Genomic DNA, 15,097 nt, shown 5'->3' on the forward strand with positions numbered 1-15,097 from the left:
AACTTACGTAAACGTAAAGTCAGTCTTGATCGAAAGGCCGGAAGTGCTCAGCTTAGGGCTGCACCAAGCCGTAAGAGTGACGATGATGACAGAGAAAACCATGACCATCCGCGAGATGTGCGAGGCCTTTGACGTAACGCCCCGTACCTTGCGGTTCTACGAAGCCAAGGAACTGCTGTTCCCGATCCGTGACGGCCAGAAGCGGCTGTTCACCAAACGCGACCGCGCCCGCCTGAAGCTGATTCTGCGCGGCAAGCGGTTCGGATTCAGCCTGGAGGAAATCCGCCAGCTGCTGGACCTGTACCATGTCGGCGACCAGCAGGTGACGCAGCTGACCAAGACATACGAGATTGCCAAGGACCGGCTCAACGATATGGAGCGCCAGCGCGAGGAGCTGACCGAGGCGATCGAGGACCTGAAAGACCAGCTCGCCTGGGGTGAAAAGATGATCGCCTCAATGCGGGCCCAGAAAAAGGCTGCCGAATAGGCAGCCGCCCTGCCCCATCTGCCGGCTTGTCCGGCACCCAAACCAAGCCCAACAAGCCCCCCCGAAGAGGATCCTAATGCCTTCTTATACAGCCCCCGCGAAAGACGCTCAGTTTATCCTGCATGATGTCCTGAAGGTCTCCGGCCAGGATATTCCCGGCTACAACGAGCTGGAGCCGGAGTTCACCGGTGCCGTGCTGGAAGAAGCGGGCAAGATCGCCAGCGAAGTGCTGCACCCGCTGAACGTGGTGGGCGACCAGGAGGGCTGCCGCCTGGAAAACGGCGTGGTCTACACGCCCAAAGGGTTCCTGGAAGCCTTTGAGCAGGTCAAGGAAGGCGGCTGGCCGGGCATCGACATGCCGGAAGAGTTCGGCGGCCAGAACATGCCCTATGTGATCGGCACCGCAGTGGGCGAGTTCTTCTCGGCCGCGAACCAGGCGTTCACGATGTACCAGGGCCTGACCCACGGCGCCGCCTCGGCGATCCTGGCGCATGGCACCGATGAGCAGAAGGCAACCTATCTGCCCAAGATGGTCTCCTGCGAGTGGACCGGCACCATGAACCTGACCGAGCCGCATTGCGGCACCGACCTGGGCCTGATGCGCACCAAGGCGGAACCGCAGGGCGACGGCAGCTTCCGCATCTCCGGCCAGAAGATCTTTATCTCCTCCGGTGATCACGACATGGCGGACAACATCGTGCACCTGGTGCTGGCCAAGATCCCCGGCGGCCCCGAGGGCATCAAGGGTGTCAGCCTGTTCATCGTGCCCAAATTCCTGGTGAACGAGGACGGTTCGCTGGGCGAGCGCAACGGCGTCTCGGTCGGCAAGATCGAGGAGAAGATGGGCATCCACGGCAACTCCACCTGCGTGATGAACTATGACGGCGCAGTCGGCTGGCTGCTGGGTGAAGAGCACAAGGGCATGCGCGCCATGTTCACCATGATGAACGAGGCCCGCCTGGGTGTCGGCATGCAGGGTTTGGCGCAGGCCGAGGCCGCCTATCAGAACGCGCTGGAATACGCCAAGGACCGGCTGCAGGGGCGCGACGTGACCGGCGCCAAGAACCCGGACGGCCCCGCCGATCCGCTGATCGTGCACCCGGACATCCGCCGCTCGCTGATGGACCAGAAAAGCTTTGCCGAGGGCGCGCGCGCGTTCCTGCTGTGGGGCGCCACCCTGATCGACCAGGCGCACCGTGCGGGCGACAAGGACGCCGACGGGCTGATCTCGCTGATGACCCCGGTGATCAAGGGCTTCCTGACCGATCAGGGCTATGACATGACCGTGCAGGCGCAGCAGGTCTATGGCGGCCACGGTTACATCGAGGAATGGGGCATGTCGCAATACACCCGCGACGCCCGCATCGCGATGATCTACGAGGGCGCCAACGGCGTGCAGGCGCTGGACCTGGTGGGCCGCAAGCTGGGCCAGCACGGCGGCAAATACGTTCTGGCGTTCTTTGATCTGGTGAAGAGCTTCTGCCAGGAAAACAAAGATATTTCCGAGGAATACACCAAGGACTTCATCAAACCCCTGCAGGCGGCCTCCAAGGATCTGCAGGCGGCTGGCATGTTCTTCATGCAGAACGGCATGAAGGATCCCAACCATGCGCTGGCGGGCTCTTATGACTTCATGCATCTGTTCGGTCAGGTCTGCCTGGGCCTGATGTGGGCCAAGATGGGCAAGGCGGCGCAGGAAGCGCTTGACGCCGGGGCCGATGACGCGGCGTTCTATGAGACGAAGCTCGCAACCGGCCGGTACTATATGGCACGTCGGCTGCCCGCCACCAAGCTGCACCTGGCCCGCATCGAAAGCGGCGCGGACACGGTGATGGCACTGGACGCGGACGCCTTCTGATGCCCTTGGGCGCCCCCTCGCGGGGCGCCCGGACCAGCCCCGGCCGGTGCCTTGACATGCAAAGGACCGAACAATGCCGAAACGATTCCGCCTGACCCGCCGCTTCCCCGTCGCGATGACCGAGGACGGCTACCGCAAGCTCAGAAAGTTTGCCCAGGAGGCCGGGCTGGATGAGGGAGAAGCGCTGTCATTCCTGTTCGAGCATTTCGACAGTGTGACGGACCAAGAGAACCTGACCCACCGGCTGCGGCTGTTCAACGCCGAGCTGGAGGCACGCAAGAAATAGGGCCGCACGCGGCCAAGGGGAGAGAGATGACCAGCACGCAGTCCGCATGGATGACCGAAGAGCACCAGATGCTTGCCGAAATGACGGCTCAGTTCATCACCAATGAATGGACGCCCAAGTTCGAGGCCTGGCGCAAGCAGGGCATGATGGACCGGGAGACCTGGCAGCAGGCCGGCGAACTGGGCCTGCTGTGCCCTTCGGTTACCGAAGAACACGGCGGCGCGGGCGGCGATTTCGGGCATGAAGCTGTGATCCTGATGGAAGGCAGCCGCGCCAATCTGGCGAGCTGGGGCCACGGCATCCACTCTGGCATCGTGGCGCATTACATCCTGGCCTACGGTACAGAGGAGCAGAAGGCGCGCTGGCTGCCCAAGATGGTGAGCGGCGAGCTGGTCGGCGCGCTGGCAATGACCGAGCCCTCCACCGGCTCCGACGTGCAGGCGATCAAGACCAAGGCGGTGAAGGACGGCAATGCCTACCGGCTGACCGGGCAGAAGACCTTCATCACCAACGGCCAGCACGCCAACCTGATCCTGGTCGCGGCCAAGACCGACCCGGCGGCGGGCGCCAAGGGGGTGTCGCTGGTGGCGGTGGAAACCGACGGCGCCGCGGGCTTCAGCCGCGGCCGTAACCTCGACAAGATCGGCTGCCACGCGGCGGATACCTCCGAGCTGTTCTTTGATAACGTGGAGATCCCGCCGGAGAACATCCTGGGCGGTGCCGAAGGCCAGGGCTTTTACCAGATGATGCAGCAGCTGCCGCAAGAGCGCCTGATCATCGCCTGCGGCGCGGTTGGCGCGATGGAAGGCGCGGTGCAGCGCACCATCGCCTACTGCAAGGAGCGCGAAGCCTTTGGCGGTCCGATCCTGCAGTTCCAGAACACCCGCTTCAAGCTGGCCGAATGCCTGACCAAGACCAAGGTTGCGCGCGCCTTCCTCGACGAATGCATCGCCGAACACCTGGAGGGCAAGCTCACCGTCGAGAAAGCGGCAATGGCGAAATACTGGATCACCGACACGCAAGGCGAGGTGCTGGACGAATGCCTGCAGCTGCACGGCGGCTATGGCTACATGCAGGAATATGCGGTGGGCGAGATGTGGGCCGATGCCCGGGTGCAGCGGATCTACGGCGGCACCAATGAGATCATGAAGGAGCTGATTGCGCGGTCGCTGTAGGCGCAGGGGCCGCGGCGGCGACGCGGGAGGCCGATGATGGATTTTGAGTATTTGGGGAAAGATGAAGCAAAGGCAGTGTCCCTGCCCCCAAGCCTTCGCCAAATGGGCAGGGACGTCTTCACCTTTCACGGCCATCGGCTCTCCAGCCTGTACCGCAAGACCAGGGTAGCACGCCGCGCGCAGACGCGGGTTAATGCCCCATCATCTTTCCAAAAATACTCCACGGGGGCGCGGGGGTGTGAACCCCCCGCTCCGCCAGCAGACACAGGGAGCAACACATGACAATCAAACTGCATTGCTTCGGCGAAAGCGGCCATTCCTACAAGGCAGCCTTGGCGCTGGAGCTGTCGGGCCTGGCCTGGGAGCCGGTGTTTGTCGATTTCTTCGGCGGCGCGCACCGCACCGATGATTACCGCGGCCTCAATGTGATGGCTGAGGCGCCGATGCTGGTGGACGGCGATCTGCGCCTGTCGCAGTCCGGCGTGATCCAGCAGTACATCAGCGACAAGACCGGCAAGTTCGCCGGCGCGCCGGAAGACAAATACGAAGTTCTGCGCTGGGTCCTGTGGGACAACCACAAACTGTCCAGCCAGGCCGGCATGACCCGCTTTCTGATGAACTTCATCCCCGAAGACAAACGCCCGCAGGAGGTGATTGCCTTCATGCAGGGCCGCCTGAAAGCGGCCTTCAAAACCCTGGACACCCATTTGCAGGACCGCGAGTGGATCGTGGGCGATCAGCTCACCAATTCGGATCTTACCTGCTGCGGCTACCTGTTCTACCCGGAGCCTTTTGGCTTCGACCGGGCCGCGTGGCCCCATATCGACGCCTGGCTGGGCCGCATCAGCACCCTGCCCGGCTGGAAACACCCCTATGACTTGATGCCCGGCAACCCGTCGGACCGGGCCTGAGGAGAGCAAGATGACAGACGCATATATCTATGACGCGCTGCGCACCCCGCGCGGCAAGGGACGCAAGGACGGCTCCTTGCATGAGGTGACCTCAGTCCGCCTCTCCGCCCTGACGCTGAACGCGATCAAGGAGCGCAACAACCTGGAAGGCCACGCGGTCGAGGATGTGATCTGGGGCAACGTGACCCAGGTGATGGAACAGGGCGGCTGCCTGGCGCGCTCTGCCGTGCTGGCCTCCGACCTCGATGAGCGCATACCGGGCCTGGCGATCAACCGCTTCTGCGCCTCCGGGATGGAAGCCGTGAACCTGGCGGCAAACCAGGTGAAGGGCGGCGCGGGCGATGCCTATATCGCGGGCGGCGTGGAGATGATGGGCCGGGTGGCGATGGGCAGCGACGGCGCCGCGATTGCCGTTGACCCGAGCCTCGCGATGGAGACCTATTTCGTGCCGCAGGGCATCTCCGCCGACATCATCGCGACCGAGTACGGCTTTACCCGGGATCAGGCCGATGCGCTGGCGATGGAGTCCCAGCGCCGCGCGGCGAAGGCGTGGGAAGAGAAGCGGTTCGAGAAGTCGGTGATTACCGTGCGCGATCAGAACGGCCTGCCGATCCTGGATCATGACGAATACATGCGCCCCGGCACCGACATGCAGGCGCTTGGCTCGCTGAACCCGGCCTTCCAGATGATGGGCGAACAGATGCCGGGCTTCGACAAGGTGGCGATGCTGAAGTATCCGCATCTGGAGCGGATCAACCACATTCACCATGCGGGCAACTCCTCCGGCATCGTCGACGGCGCCGCGGCGCTGCTGATCGGCAACAAGGAGTTTGGCGAGAAGCACGGCCTGAAGCCGCGCGCGCGGATCAAGGCGACCGCCAAGATCGGCACCGATCCCACCATCATGCTGACCGGCCCGGTGCCGGTGACCGAGAAAATCCTGTCCGACAACGGCATGCAGATCGGCGACATCGACCTGTTCGAAGTCAATGAAGCCTTCGCCTCTGTCGTGCTGCGGTTCCAGCAGGCATTTGACGTCGACCCGGAGCTGGTGAACGTCAACGGCGGCTCAATCGCGATGGGCCACCCGCTGGGCGCCACCGGCGCGATCATCATCGGCACCCTGCTGGATGAGCTGGAACGGCAGGACAAGCAGACCGGTCTCGCCACCCTGTGCATTGCATCCGGCATGGGTGCAGCCACCATCATCGAGCGGGTCTGATGCCGAAGCTGGACCTCTCCCAGCTCCCCTGGCGGACCGGCTCGGGCTACCCCGGCAAGCTGGCTGAGGCCTGTGCCGGCCGCAGCGTGCAGCCGCTGGGCGATCCGGGCGGGCTCAGCCAGTTCGGCGTCAACATCGTGCGGCTGGAGCCGGGCGCGATGTCGTCCCTGCGCCACTACCACATGGAGCAGGAAGAGTTCGTGATGGTGACAGAGGGCACCTGCACCCTGATCGACGATCAGGGTGCGCACGAGATGATGCCCGGCGACTGTGCCGCCTTCCCGGCGGGAGACGAGAACGGCCATCATCTGGTGAACCGTTCCGACAAGCCTGCCGCCTTCCTGGTGGTGGGCACCCGCACCGCAACCGAGACCGGCTATTACAGCGATTTGGACATGATGGTGAAATTTGCCGAAGGGCAGTTCACCTTCACCCGTAAGGACGGCAGCCCGCTGACGGCTGACCAGACTGGAGAAGATACATGAGCGATTTCAAATACGACGTGGACGCGGACGGCGTCGCAATCATCACCTGGGACGCCGAGGGCAAGAGCATGAACGTCCTCACCCGCGAAGCCTTTGGCCTGGTGGAAGAATATGTTGACCGGGCACTGGAAGACGAAGCCGTCAAAGGCATCGTCATCACCTCTGGCAAGAAAGACTTTGCCGGTGGCATGGATCTGAACGTGCTGGCCACCATCCGCGAGGAATCCGGTGACAACCCGGCCCAGGGCCTGTTCGACTTCACCATGGGCGGCCACCGCATCCTGCGCAAGCTGGAGCTGGCGGGCATGGACCCGAAGACCAAGAAGGGCGGCAAGCCGGTGGCCTGCGCCATCAACGGCACCTGCGCGGGCATCGGCACCGAGATTGCGCTGGCCTGCCATCACCGGGTGATGACCGACAACCCGAAGGCCAAGATCGGCCTGCCGGAAATCATGATCGGTATCTTCCCCGGCGGCGGCGGCACCATGCGCTATTCCCGTATGGTGGGCGCGATGGCGGCGGCTCCGGTCCTGCTGGAAGGCAAGATGATGGACCCGAAGAAGGCCAAGGGCGCGCAGCTGATCGACGCCGTGGCCGAGGATCCGCTGGCGGCGGCCAAGGAATGGGTGCTGAACGCCAAGGACGCCGATCTGGTCAAGCCCTGGGACGCCAAGGGTTACAAGATGCCGGGCGGCGCGCCTTATCACCCCGCGGGCTTCATGACCTTTGTCGGTGCCTCGGCAATGGTGCACGGCAAGACCCAAGGCGCGTTTCCGGCGGCCAAGGCGCTGCTGTCGTCGATCTATGAGGGTGCGCTGGTCGATTTCGACACCGCGCTGAAGATCGAGGCAAGGCACTTCACTTCGGTGCTGATGAACCCCTCGTCCTCCGCCATGATCCGCTCGCTGTTCCTGAACAAGCAGGCGCTGGAAAAAGGCGCAGTGCGGCCCAAGGGCGTGCCGGACCAGTCGGTCAAGAAGGTCGGCGTGCTGGGTGCCGGCATGATGGGCGCAGGCATCGCGCTAGTTTCCGCCCAGGCGGGCATGGAAGTGGTGCTGATCGACCGCGACCAGGAGGCTGCCGACAAGGGCAAGGCCTATTCCGCGTCCTATATGGACAAGGGCATCAAGCGCGGCAAGGCGACCGAGGAAAAGAAAGAGGCGCTGCTCGCACAGATCACCGCGACCACCGATCTGGAGGCGCTGAAGGGCTGCGACCTGATCATCGAGGCGGTGTTCGAGGATCCGGGCGTCAAGGCCGAGATGACCAAGAAGGTCGAGGCGATCATCCCCGAAGACTGCATCTTTGCCTCCAACACCTCTACCCTGCCGATCACCGAGCTGGCCAAGGCCTCGAGCCGTCCGGATCAGTTCATCGGCATCCACTTCTTCTCGCCGGTTGAGAAGATGTTCCTGGTGGAGATCATCAAGGGCAAGGAAACCGGGGACCGCGCGGTGGCCAAGGCGCTGGACTATGTGCGCCAGATCCGCAAGACGCCGATCGTGGTCAACGATGCGCGCTTCTTCTACGCCAACCGCTGCATCATCCCCTACATCAACGAAGGGATGCGGATGATCACCGAGGGCGTCTCGCCCGTCCTGATCGACAACGCGGCGCGGCAGCTGGGCTTCCCGGTGGGGCCGGTGCAGCTGACCGATGAGACCTCGATTGATCTGGGCGCCAAGATCGCCCGCGCCACCAAGGCGGCGATGGGCGATGCCTACCCGGAAAGCCCGGCTGATGACCTGATCTTCTGGATGGAGGAACAGGGCCGTCTAGGGCGCAAGTCGAACGCGGGCTTCTTCGAGTATGACGACAAGGGCAAGCGCGTTGAGTACTGGAAAGGCCTGCAGGAGAAGTACCCGCTGGCGGCCGAGCAGCCCGATCTGATCGAAGTGCAGGAACGGCTGATGTTTGCGCAGGTGCTGGAAGCGGTGCGGGCGCTGGAGGAAGGCGTGCTGATGGACATCCGCGAGGGCGACGTGGGCGCGATCCTGGCCTGGGGCTTTGCGCCTTGGTCGGGCGGGCCGCTCAGCTGGCTGGACATCCTGGGCACGCCCTACGCAGCCGAGCGTTGCGACAGCCTGACGGAGAAGTTCGGCGAGCGTTTCACCTGCCCGGCGCTGCTGCGTGAGATGGCGGAGAAAGGCCAGAGCTTCTACACCCGCTTTGCCCCGGAAGACTCCGCGGCGGCCTGACGGCCTTTTTAAACACAGAACGGCCAGGGATGACCCTGGCCGTTTTCAGTTGAAATTCCGGTGCCGCCTATCAGCTCAGCGGCGGCTGGCAGTCTGCCCGGACCCCGCCGGCGCCAGGGGCAGTCCAATGCTCATCTTCAGCCATGATCGACAGTACCAGCCCGCGCGCCTCCTCGGGCGGCAGCACCCTGTAGGCGCTGTCCTCCTGGAAAACCCGGCCGCACATCAGGTTGCGCGGCGCGGCTGAGAAGCCCAGCATGCCAGCCTCCAGATAGATCACCTGGTCCTGAGCAAAGCGCGGCGTGACCAGATCCAGCTGCGCGCCCGGATGCATCCGGCGGATGCCGCGGTAGCCCTCCAGCGCGCAGGCCGGAACAACAGCAAATGGGTCGCCCTGTGCGTCCTCGACCAGCTCGCTCTCCAAGAGCACGCCCTGATCCGGCATCAGCCACAGGGGCACCCGGTTCATCAGCGCATCCCGCGGCACCAGCAGCGGGCAGCGGGCCGGTTCCAGCTCGCCCTCGCCCGGCAGGATGGTTTCGCGCTGCAGTTCCGCAATCACCTGCATTCCGTGATCAAAAGTCAGCACCTTGTCGCCCGGCGTCAGTGCCTCCACCGGACGCCAGCCCAGGTTGGAGGCCACATGCGTGCCCGCCAGAAAACCGCCCTGACCCACAGTGATCAGGGGAAAGCCGCTGTTCATGGCGCGTTCCATCGGCACCTGTGAGCGTTTCAGAAGCCAATCCAGCATCTGCGTTCCTTTCCTGCAGCCAAGGCGGCGCGCCCTTTGGCCGATCCGATCTTTTCTTTTATTCCTTGCCGCTTATGGGCCGGAATTGAGGCAAAAACCGGTCAATGTTTACGTTTTCGCGCCAATCGGGATGGCCGGTGCCGGTTCAAGTCCCAGCCTGCCAATCTCAGCGCTGCATCACGTCACTTGGATAGGAGGGAATCGTTAAAAGAGTATTCAAATTGCGCGATATCCTGCGCGCAGGCGGTGGCAATGGCGTCAGCTGAGGCATCGTCATAATAGGGCCGCCAGTCGCGCTGCCGTCCGCTTTCGTTGGCGCGCGGCAGATCCAGCGCAAAGCCGAGATGGTCGAACAGCGGCTGCGCGTCGTCCTTGAAATGCTCCAGCCGGATATAGAGACCGCACTGCTCAGTCCCGTCGGCATGGCGCATGTAGGAGGACGCCGGGCTGCCGCGGAAGGCTTTGATGACATCAGGGTGCTGCACAAAGGCGCGGAACGCCAGGCTTTGCGCCAGGCCGATGGCCGGATGATCAAAGCTTTGCTCCCGCAGCCAGTGATAATAGCTCACCGCGCGGTCCCAGGGGTTGCGCACCATGGTAAAGGCAAACAGCCCGCGCAGGGTTTCTTCCGGCACCAGCCCCTCGATATCGGCAAGGGAGGAGTGCTTCCACAGACGGCCGCGCGCATGTGCGTCCTTCAGCCGGCGGCGGCGTTTCAGCGCTTTCGGCGTGTCGCCCAGCATCATGTCGTCCGCCATGGCGCGCGCCTCCAGCGCCAGCGACAGCGCGGTGCCGCCGGTCTTGGGAATATGGATAAAGACGTACCGGCGGCCTTGGGACAGGATCATGGGCAAACCCTATGGCATTGATCCGGAGATGGAAATGCCGATCCGCACCCGCTGGCTCAGACGCCCCCGCCATTTCACCTTTGCAAAAATACTCCGGGGTGAATTGGCCCGAGGGGCCAAGAGGGGCAGCGCCCCTGCCCCGGCTATCGCGACCGCAGCGCGATGGTTGACCCCGCCGCGATGATCAGCGCGATCCCCAGCAGCTGCCAGACGTTCAGGGCTTGCCCCCAATAGGCCCAGGCAACGCCCGGGCCGACGATCATCACCGAATACTCGAACACTGCCACAAAGGACGCCTCGCCCAGCTGGTAGGCCTTGGTGATCAGGAACACGCCGCCGACTGCGGCGCAGCCCTGCAGCAGGATCAGATGCGATATATCCCACAGCGGCCAGACCCATCCGCGGGTGACAAAGCCATCGGCGCCCGCGGGCACCGCCTGCGGCCAGATCTCCAGCCCGGCCAGCAGCATCGCGCCCAGAAAACCCTGGACCAGGAGATAGATGAACAGCATCGCGACGGTGCTTTCCCCCTGGCAGTACAACCCGGTCGCCAGCGAACCGAGCGCATAGAACAGCCCGCCCGCCACCGGCACCAGGATCAGCCAGTTAAAGGCCGCGGGATCAGGCTGCAGCACCATCAGCACGCCTGCAAAGCCGCAGAGCACGGCCGCAACCCGGACCCAGCCGATCCGCATTCTGAGGAACAGGACAGAGATCACCACGATCAGAATCGGCGAGGTGAACAGCCCCGCCAGCGCCTGCGCAATCGGCATCAGCGCCACGGCGGAGAAGTAAAACACCATCGACACCGCCACCAGAACCGCGCGCAACAGCACGGCGCCGAAGTTGCGGCAGCGGAGCCCGCCCAGCCCGGCCCGTGCCATCAGCCACAGGAACGGCAGCGCCACAAAGCTGCGCATCAGATAGAACTGCCCCAGGCCGATATGCTCAGCCATCAGCGGCACGGCATTGTCGGTGATGCCGATGATCAGCATGGCCGCAAGCATGGCTTGGGCTGCTGCCGCTTGGCTGCTGGTCTCCGCATTAAGCGTTGCTGTTTGTTTCATGCTCTTCCCATTGCCCGCAACTTTCCGCAATATCTGTTCTCTAAACGACATCAAAGTGATTCAGGGAGGAAACTGATGGGGTGGATGGCGGATGAAACCGGTCTTGAGAAGACCGCCGCGAATTATGTGCCGCTGACGCCGCTGTCGCATCTGAAACGGGCGGCGCAGGTGTTCCCGGACCACTTGGCAGTAAGCTATGGAAAGCACCGCAAGACTTATGCCGAGTACCACGAGCGCTGCAGCCGCCTCGCCTCGGGTCTGGCCAAGCTGGGGGTGAAGCCTGGCGATGTGGTGGCGACTCTGCTGCCCAACATCCCGGCCCAGGCCGAGGCGCATTTCGGCGTGCCTGCCTGCGGCGCGGTACTGAACACCATAAATACCCGGCTGGATGCGGGCACGGTGTCCTACATCTTTGATCACGGCGAGGCCAAGGCAGTGCTGGTCGACCCCCAGTTCCTGGAACTGGCCGAGGCCGCGGTGGAGGAGATGGAAGGCCCTGCTCCGGTCTTGATTGAGGTGGCAGACGATCAGGCAAGCTGGCACGCGACCGGCCGGCATACGGAATATGAGGCACTGCTGGCCGGCGGCGATCCGGAGTTCCAGTGGATCATGCCTGAGGACGAGTGGGAAAGCCTGGCGCTGAACTACACCTCCGGCACCACCGGGCGGCCCAAGGGCGTGGTTTACCACCACCGCGGCGCCTATCTGATGACCATGGGCACAGTGGTGTCCTGGCGGATGGTGCTGCACCCGGTTTATCTGACCATCGTGCCGCTGTTCCACTGCAACGGGTGGAACCACACCTGGATGATGCCGCTGGTCGGCGGCACCCTGGTCTGCTGCCGCGATATCTCAGCGCAGAACATCTACAACGCCATTCACTACGAAGGCGTCACCCATTTCGGCGGCGCGCCGATCGTTTTGAACATGCTGGTCAACGCCCTGGACGAAGAGCGCCGCACGTTCGATCACACGGTCGAGGTGTTCACCGCAGGCGCCCCGCCCGCCCCGGCAACGCTGTCGAAGATCGAGGACCTCGGCTTCAACATCACCCATGTCTACGGGCTGACCGAGACCTTCGGCCATGTCACCGAATGCTACTGGAAGGCAGGCGAATGGGACGGGCTGGACAAGGCGGGTATTGCCGCCAGGAAATCCCGCCAGGGTGTCGCGATGCCGATGCTGGAGCCGGTGGTGGTGCGCGACAGCGAGCACAATGTGCTGCCGATGGACGGCCAGAGCCAGGGTGAGATCGCGCTGCGCGGCAATGTGGTGATGAAGGGCTATCTGAAGAACCCTGAAGCCACTGCCGAGGCCTTCAAAGGCGGCTATTTCAACTCCGGCGACCTCGCCGTGCAGCACCCGGATGGCTACATCCAGATTGCCGACCGGGCAAAGGACATTATCATCTCGGGCGGCGAGAATATCTCCTCTGTCGAAGTGGAGGGCGTCTTGATGGCGCATCCTGATGTGCTGCTGGCCGCGGTTGCGGCGATGCCGGATGAGAAATGGGGCGAGGTGCCTTGCGCCTTTGTCGAGCTGAAGCCCGGCTCCAGCACCGACGAGGCCGCCCTGATCGCCTTCTCGCGGGAGACGCTGGCGGGTTTCAAGGCGCCCAAGAAAGTGGTGTTCCAGGAGCTGCCCAAGACCTCCACCGGCAAGATCCAGAAGTTCGAACTGAGAAAAATCGCCAAGTCACTCTAAGATTTTCGGACGAAATGGCATCCGGGGCGGCAAAGCAAATTGCCGCCCCTGTTTTATGTGATTATTCTGGCGGCAATCAAAAACACGGGGGCCGGGCAGGCTGCATGACGGCATTGAAGGAATTTGAGCGGCTGGAGGCTGCGGGCTTGTGGCGCGCGGATCCTGAGGCACAGCGGCGGGATGTGATCATCTCGCTGGGCGATGCGACGCTGACCATTGCCAGCATGAACGACCGCCCTTTGGCGCATTGGTCGCTGGCCGCGGTGGAGCGCGCCAATCCCGGCGAGTTTCCGGCCCTCTTCCACCCTGATGGCGACCCCGGCGAGACGCTGGAAATCACCCAGGACGAGACCGCAATGCTGGAAGCGATTGCACGGGTGCAGAACGCCATCGGCCGGTCCCGCGCGCACCCCGGGCGGCTGCGCGCGGTGAGTATCCTGGGGGTCCTCGCGCTGGTTCTGGCGCTGATGGTGCTGTGGCTGCCGGGGGCGGTCACCCGCCATGCCGTCAGCGTGGTGCCTGAGATCAAGCGCAAGGCCATCGGCCAGGCCCTGCTGGGCCGGATCGAGCGGGTCTCCGGCCCTGCCTGCGCCACCCCCGAAGCCGCCCCGATCCTGAGGGACCTGGCGCAGCGGACCGGGGTCCGGCAGCTGGCGATCCTGCGCTCCGGCATTCCCGGCAGCCTGCATCTGCCCGGCGGCATCGTGCTGCTGAACCGGTCCTTTGTTGAGGACTTCGAAGATCCGGCGGTTGCGGCCGGCGCGATCCTGGCCGAACGCGCGCGCGCTGAAGCCAGCGATCCGATGCACGAGCTGCTGCAGGCAGGCGGGGTGACAGCCGCGTTCAAGCTGCTGACCACCGGGGATCTGGACCGGTCCACGCTGGACGCCTATTCCGAAGCCACCCTGGCCAGCCCGCGGCCCGCTGTGCCGGACCAGGTGCTGCTGGCGGAGTTCGCCCGCGCCGCCCTGCCCTCCTCGCCCTATGCCTATGCGCTGGACATCACCGGCGAGTCGGTTCTGGGGCTGATCGAGGCCGACCCGATGGCCGGCCGCGAGTTGCAGCCGGTGCTGAACGACCGCGACTGGGTGCAGCTGCAAAACATCTGCGGCTGACCCTGCCTGCTGCCCTCCGGCCCGCTTGAAGTCCCCGGCAATCGCCTGAAGGTGCCGGATCTGCTATGATCCGCCGCATCTGGGCACATGCACATTCAGGGGGGATTGCGCCATGCCGGGGAATGCAACCAGTTTCACGGGGGATATTCCAAGCCATTACGACAGGGGCCTGGGGCCGGTCATTTTTCATGACTATGCAGATGATCTGGCGGACCGGTGCCGCCGACACAGCCCGAAAGATGTCCTGGAGCTTGCCGCAGGAACCGGGATCGTGTCGCAGCGGCTGAGGAGGAGGCTGCCTGCGGAAAGCAAGCTGACCGTCACGGACCTTAACGAGCCGATGCTGAAGCTGGCGCAGGCCAAGCTGTCCGGCATCACGAATGTATCTTTTCACGCTGCCGATGCGATGGAGCTTCCTTTTGAGGACGGCAGCTTTGACCTGGTTGCCTGCCAGTTCGGGGTGATGTTCTTTCCGGACAAGGCTGCCGCCTTCCGGGAGGCCGCGCGGGTGCTGAAACCCGGCGGGCACTATCTTTTCAGCGTCTGGGCACCCATGACGGAGAACCCGTTTGCAGAGATTGCCCACACCGAAGCAGCACAGTTTTTTCCCGATGATCCGCCGGGGTTCTACAAGGTGCCGTTCCACTATGGCGATACCGCGGCTGTGACCGCAGACCTGAATGGTAACGACTGGGCAGATGTCAGCCACGACGGGGTCAGGCTGGAAAAACCCATCGGTGACGCAGAGAGATTTGCCGAAGCGCTGGTCTATGGCAACCCGCTGATCGAAGAAATCCGTTCCCGCGGCGGGGTGGATCCCGACGAAGTCGCCAGTGCCATTCTGGACGCCTTGCGCCGCCGCTTCGGGCCGCCGCCGTTGCAAATGCCCCTTGCCGCTGTCGTGTTTACCTGCCGGCGGCAATAGCAGCCCGCCGCGGGCTTTTGCCGGCAACACAACGTCAAAAGGCCGGGCAGAAACCCGGCCTTTGC

Annotated in this window: 14 protein-coding genes; 11 read left to right on the forward strand and 3 right to left on the reverse strand. The window is 63.8% G+C overall.

From position 1 onward, the window contains the following. The first annotated feature begins 85 nt into the window (after positions 1-85). The 8 genes from AC4HIX_RS15030 to AC4HIX_RS15065 all read left to right on the forward strand — a co-directional run bounded on the left by AC4HIX_RS15030 (position 86) and on the right by AC4HIX_RS15065 (position 8,622). Positions 86-487, forward strand: coding sequence for a MerR family transcriptional regulator (locus AC4HIX_RS15030; protein WP_475051355.1), 402 nt, complete (start codon positions 86-88; stop codon positions 485-487). Between the two features lie 76 nt (positions 488-563). Continuing rightward, positions 564-2,345 (forward strand): acyl-CoA dehydrogenase C-terminal domain-containing protein, encoded by a 1,782-nt coding sequence (locus AC4HIX_RS15035; RefSeq protein ID WP_490399543.1) that lies wholly within the window; start codon positions 564-566, stop codon positions 2,343-2,345. A 73-nt stretch (positions 2,346-2,418) separates the two neighbouring features. After that, entirely contained in the window at positions 2,419-2,631 is a 213-nt protein-coding gene (locus tag AC4HIX_RS15040) for a hypothetical protein (protein ID WP_008556741.1), read from the forward strand. Positions 2,632-2,657: 26 nt separating this feature from the next. Beyond that, the gene (locus AC4HIX_RS15045) at positions 2,658-3,806 is read left to right on the forward strand and encodes an acyl-CoA dehydrogenase family protein (protein WP_490399544.1); all 1,149 of its coding nucleotides are present in this window, start codon (positions 2,658-2,660) and stop codon (positions 3,804-3,806) included. A gap of 278 nt (positions 3,807-4,084) precedes the next feature. Further along, positions 4,085-4,717, forward strand: a complete 633-nt coding sequence (locus AC4HIX_RS15050) for a glutathione S-transferase family protein (RefSeq protein WP_490399545.1) — start codon at positions 4,085-4,087, stop codon at positions 4,715-4,717. A gap of 10 nt (positions 4,718-4,727) precedes the next feature. Then, the gene (locus AC4HIX_RS15055) at positions 4,728-5,939 is read left to right on the forward strand and encodes an acetyl-CoA C-acetyltransferase (protein ID WP_490399546.1); all 1,212 of its coding nucleotides are present in this window, start codon (positions 4,728-4,730) and stop codon (positions 5,937-5,939) included. Next, the gene (locus AC4HIX_RS15060) at positions 5,939-6,424 is read left to right on the forward strand and encodes a cupin domain-containing protein (protein ID WP_490399547.1); all 486 of its coding nucleotides are present in this window, start codon (positions 5,939-5,941) and stop codon (positions 6,422-6,424) included. The genes AC4HIX_RS15055 and AC4HIX_RS15060 overlap by 1 nt, the downstream gene beginning before the upstream one ends. After that, entirely contained in the window at positions 6,421-8,622 is a 2,202-nt protein-coding gene (locus AC4HIX_RS15065; RefSeq protein ID WP_490399548.1) for a 3-hydroxyacyl-CoA dehydrogenase NAD-binding domain-containing protein, read from the forward strand. The genes AC4HIX_RS15060 and AC4HIX_RS15065 overlap by 4 nt, the downstream gene beginning before the upstream one ends. 70 nt (positions 8,623-8,692) lie before the next feature. On the opposite strand, the gene AC4HIX_RS15070 is transcribed toward AC4HIX_RS15065, so the two are convergent. The 3 genes from AC4HIX_RS15070 to AC4HIX_RS15080 form a co-directional block, all read right to left on the reverse strand. Next, positions 8,693-9,373, reverse strand: a complete 681-nt coding sequence (locus AC4HIX_RS15070) for a Hint domain-containing protein (protein WP_490399549.1) — start codon at positions 9,371-9,373, stop codon at positions 8,693-8,695. 182 nt (positions 9,374-9,555) lie between these two features. Next, positions 9,556-10,221 (reverse strand): sulfotransferase family 2 domain-containing protein, encoded by a 666-nt coding sequence (locus AC4HIX_RS15075; protein WP_490399550.1) that lies wholly within the window; start codon positions 10,219-10,221, stop codon positions 9,556-9,558. A gap of 143 nt (positions 10,222-10,364) precedes the next feature. Next, on the reverse strand, positions 10,365-11,288 hold the full coding sequence (locus tag AC4HIX_RS15080) for a DMT family transporter (RefSeq protein WP_490399551.1): 924 nt from the start codon (positions 11,286-11,288) through the stop codon (positions 10,365-10,367). A 75-nt stretch (positions 11,289-11,363) separates the two neighbouring features. Here AC4HIX_RS15080 and AC4HIX_RS15085 point away from each other — a divergent pair, with 75 nt between their 5' ends. The 3 genes from AC4HIX_RS15085 to AC4HIX_RS15095 all read left to right on the forward strand — a co-directional run bounded on the left by AC4HIX_RS15085 (position 11,364) and on the right by AC4HIX_RS15095 (position 15,032). Beyond that, positions 11,364-12,992 (forward strand): AMP-binding protein, encoded by a 1,629-nt coding sequence (locus AC4HIX_RS15085; protein ID WP_490399552.1) that lies wholly within the window; start codon positions 11,364-11,366, stop codon positions 12,990-12,992. Positions 12,993-13,096: 104 nt separating this feature from the next. Further along, positions 13,097-14,107: a hypothetical protein gene (locus AC4HIX_RS15090; protein WP_490399553.1), complete on the forward strand. Its 1,011-nt coding sequence runs from the start codon at positions 13,097-13,099 to the stop codon at positions 14,105-14,107. A 112-nt stretch (positions 14,108-14,219) separates the two neighbouring features. Further along, positions 14,220-15,032 (forward strand): class I SAM-dependent methyltransferase, encoded by an 813-nt coding sequence (locus AC4HIX_RS15095; protein WP_490399554.1) that lies wholly within the window; start codon positions 14,220-14,222, stop codon positions 15,030-15,032. The last annotated feature ends 65 nt before the right edge of the window (positions 15,033-15,097 follow it).

The sequence above is a fragment of the Leisingera sp. genome (assembly GCF_982940295.1).

Bases quoted from the DNA above. Each gene is read 5' to 3' on its own strand.
- AC4HIX_RS15030 (WP_475051355.1), top strand. From the start codon at position 86: ATGACAGAGAAAACCATGACCATCCGCGAGATGTGCGAGGCCTTTGAC.
- AC4HIX_RS15035 (WP_490399543.1), top strand. From the start codon at position 564: ATGCCTTCTTATACAGCCCCCGCGAAAGACGCTCAGTTTATCCTGCAT.
- AC4HIX_RS15040 (WP_008556741.1), top strand. From the start codon at position 2,419: ATGCCGAAACGATTCCGCCTGACCCGCCGCTTCCCCGTCGCGATGACC.
- AC4HIX_RS15045 (WP_490399544.1), top strand. From the start codon at position 2,658: ATGACCAGCACGCAGTCCGCATGGATGACCGAAGAGCACCAGATGCTT.
- AC4HIX_RS15050 (WP_490399545.1), top strand. From the start codon at position 4,085: ATGACAATCAAACTGCATTGCTTCGGCGAAAGCGGCCATTCCTACAAG.
- AC4HIX_RS15055 (WP_490399546.1), top strand. From the start codon at position 4,728: ATGACAGACGCATATATCTATGACGCGCTGCGCACCCCGCGCGGCAAG.
- AC4HIX_RS15060 (WP_490399547.1), top strand. From the start codon at position 5,939: ATGCCGAAGCTGGACCTCTCCCAGCTCCCCTGGCGGACCGGCTCGGGC.
- AC4HIX_RS15065 (WP_490399548.1), top strand. From the start codon at position 6,421: ATGAGCGATTTCAAATACGACGTGGACGCGGACGGCGTCGCAATCATC.
- AC4HIX_RS15070 (WP_490399549.1), bottom strand. From the start codon at position 9,373: ATGCTGGATTGGCTTCTGAAACGCTCACAGGTGCCGATGGAACGCGCC.
- AC4HIX_RS15075 (WP_490399550.1), bottom strand. From the start codon at position 10,221: ATGATCCTGTCCCAAGGCCGCCGGTACGTCTTTATCCATATTCCCAAG.
- AC4HIX_RS15080 (WP_490399551.1), bottom strand. From the start codon at position 11,288: ATGAAACAAACAGCAACGCTTAATGCGGAGACCAGCAGCCAAGCGGCA.
- AC4HIX_RS15085 (WP_490399552.1), top strand. From the start codon at position 11,364: ATGGGGTGGATGGCGGATGAAACCGGTCTTGAGAAGACCGCCGCGAAT.
- AC4HIX_RS15090 (WP_490399553.1), top strand. From the start codon at position 13,097: ATGACGGCATTGAAGGAATTTGAGCGGCTGGAGGCTGCGGGCTTGTGG.
- AC4HIX_RS15095 (WP_490399554.1), top strand. From the start codon at position 14,220: ATGCCGGGGAATGCAACCAGTTTCACGGGGGATATTCCAAGCCATTAC.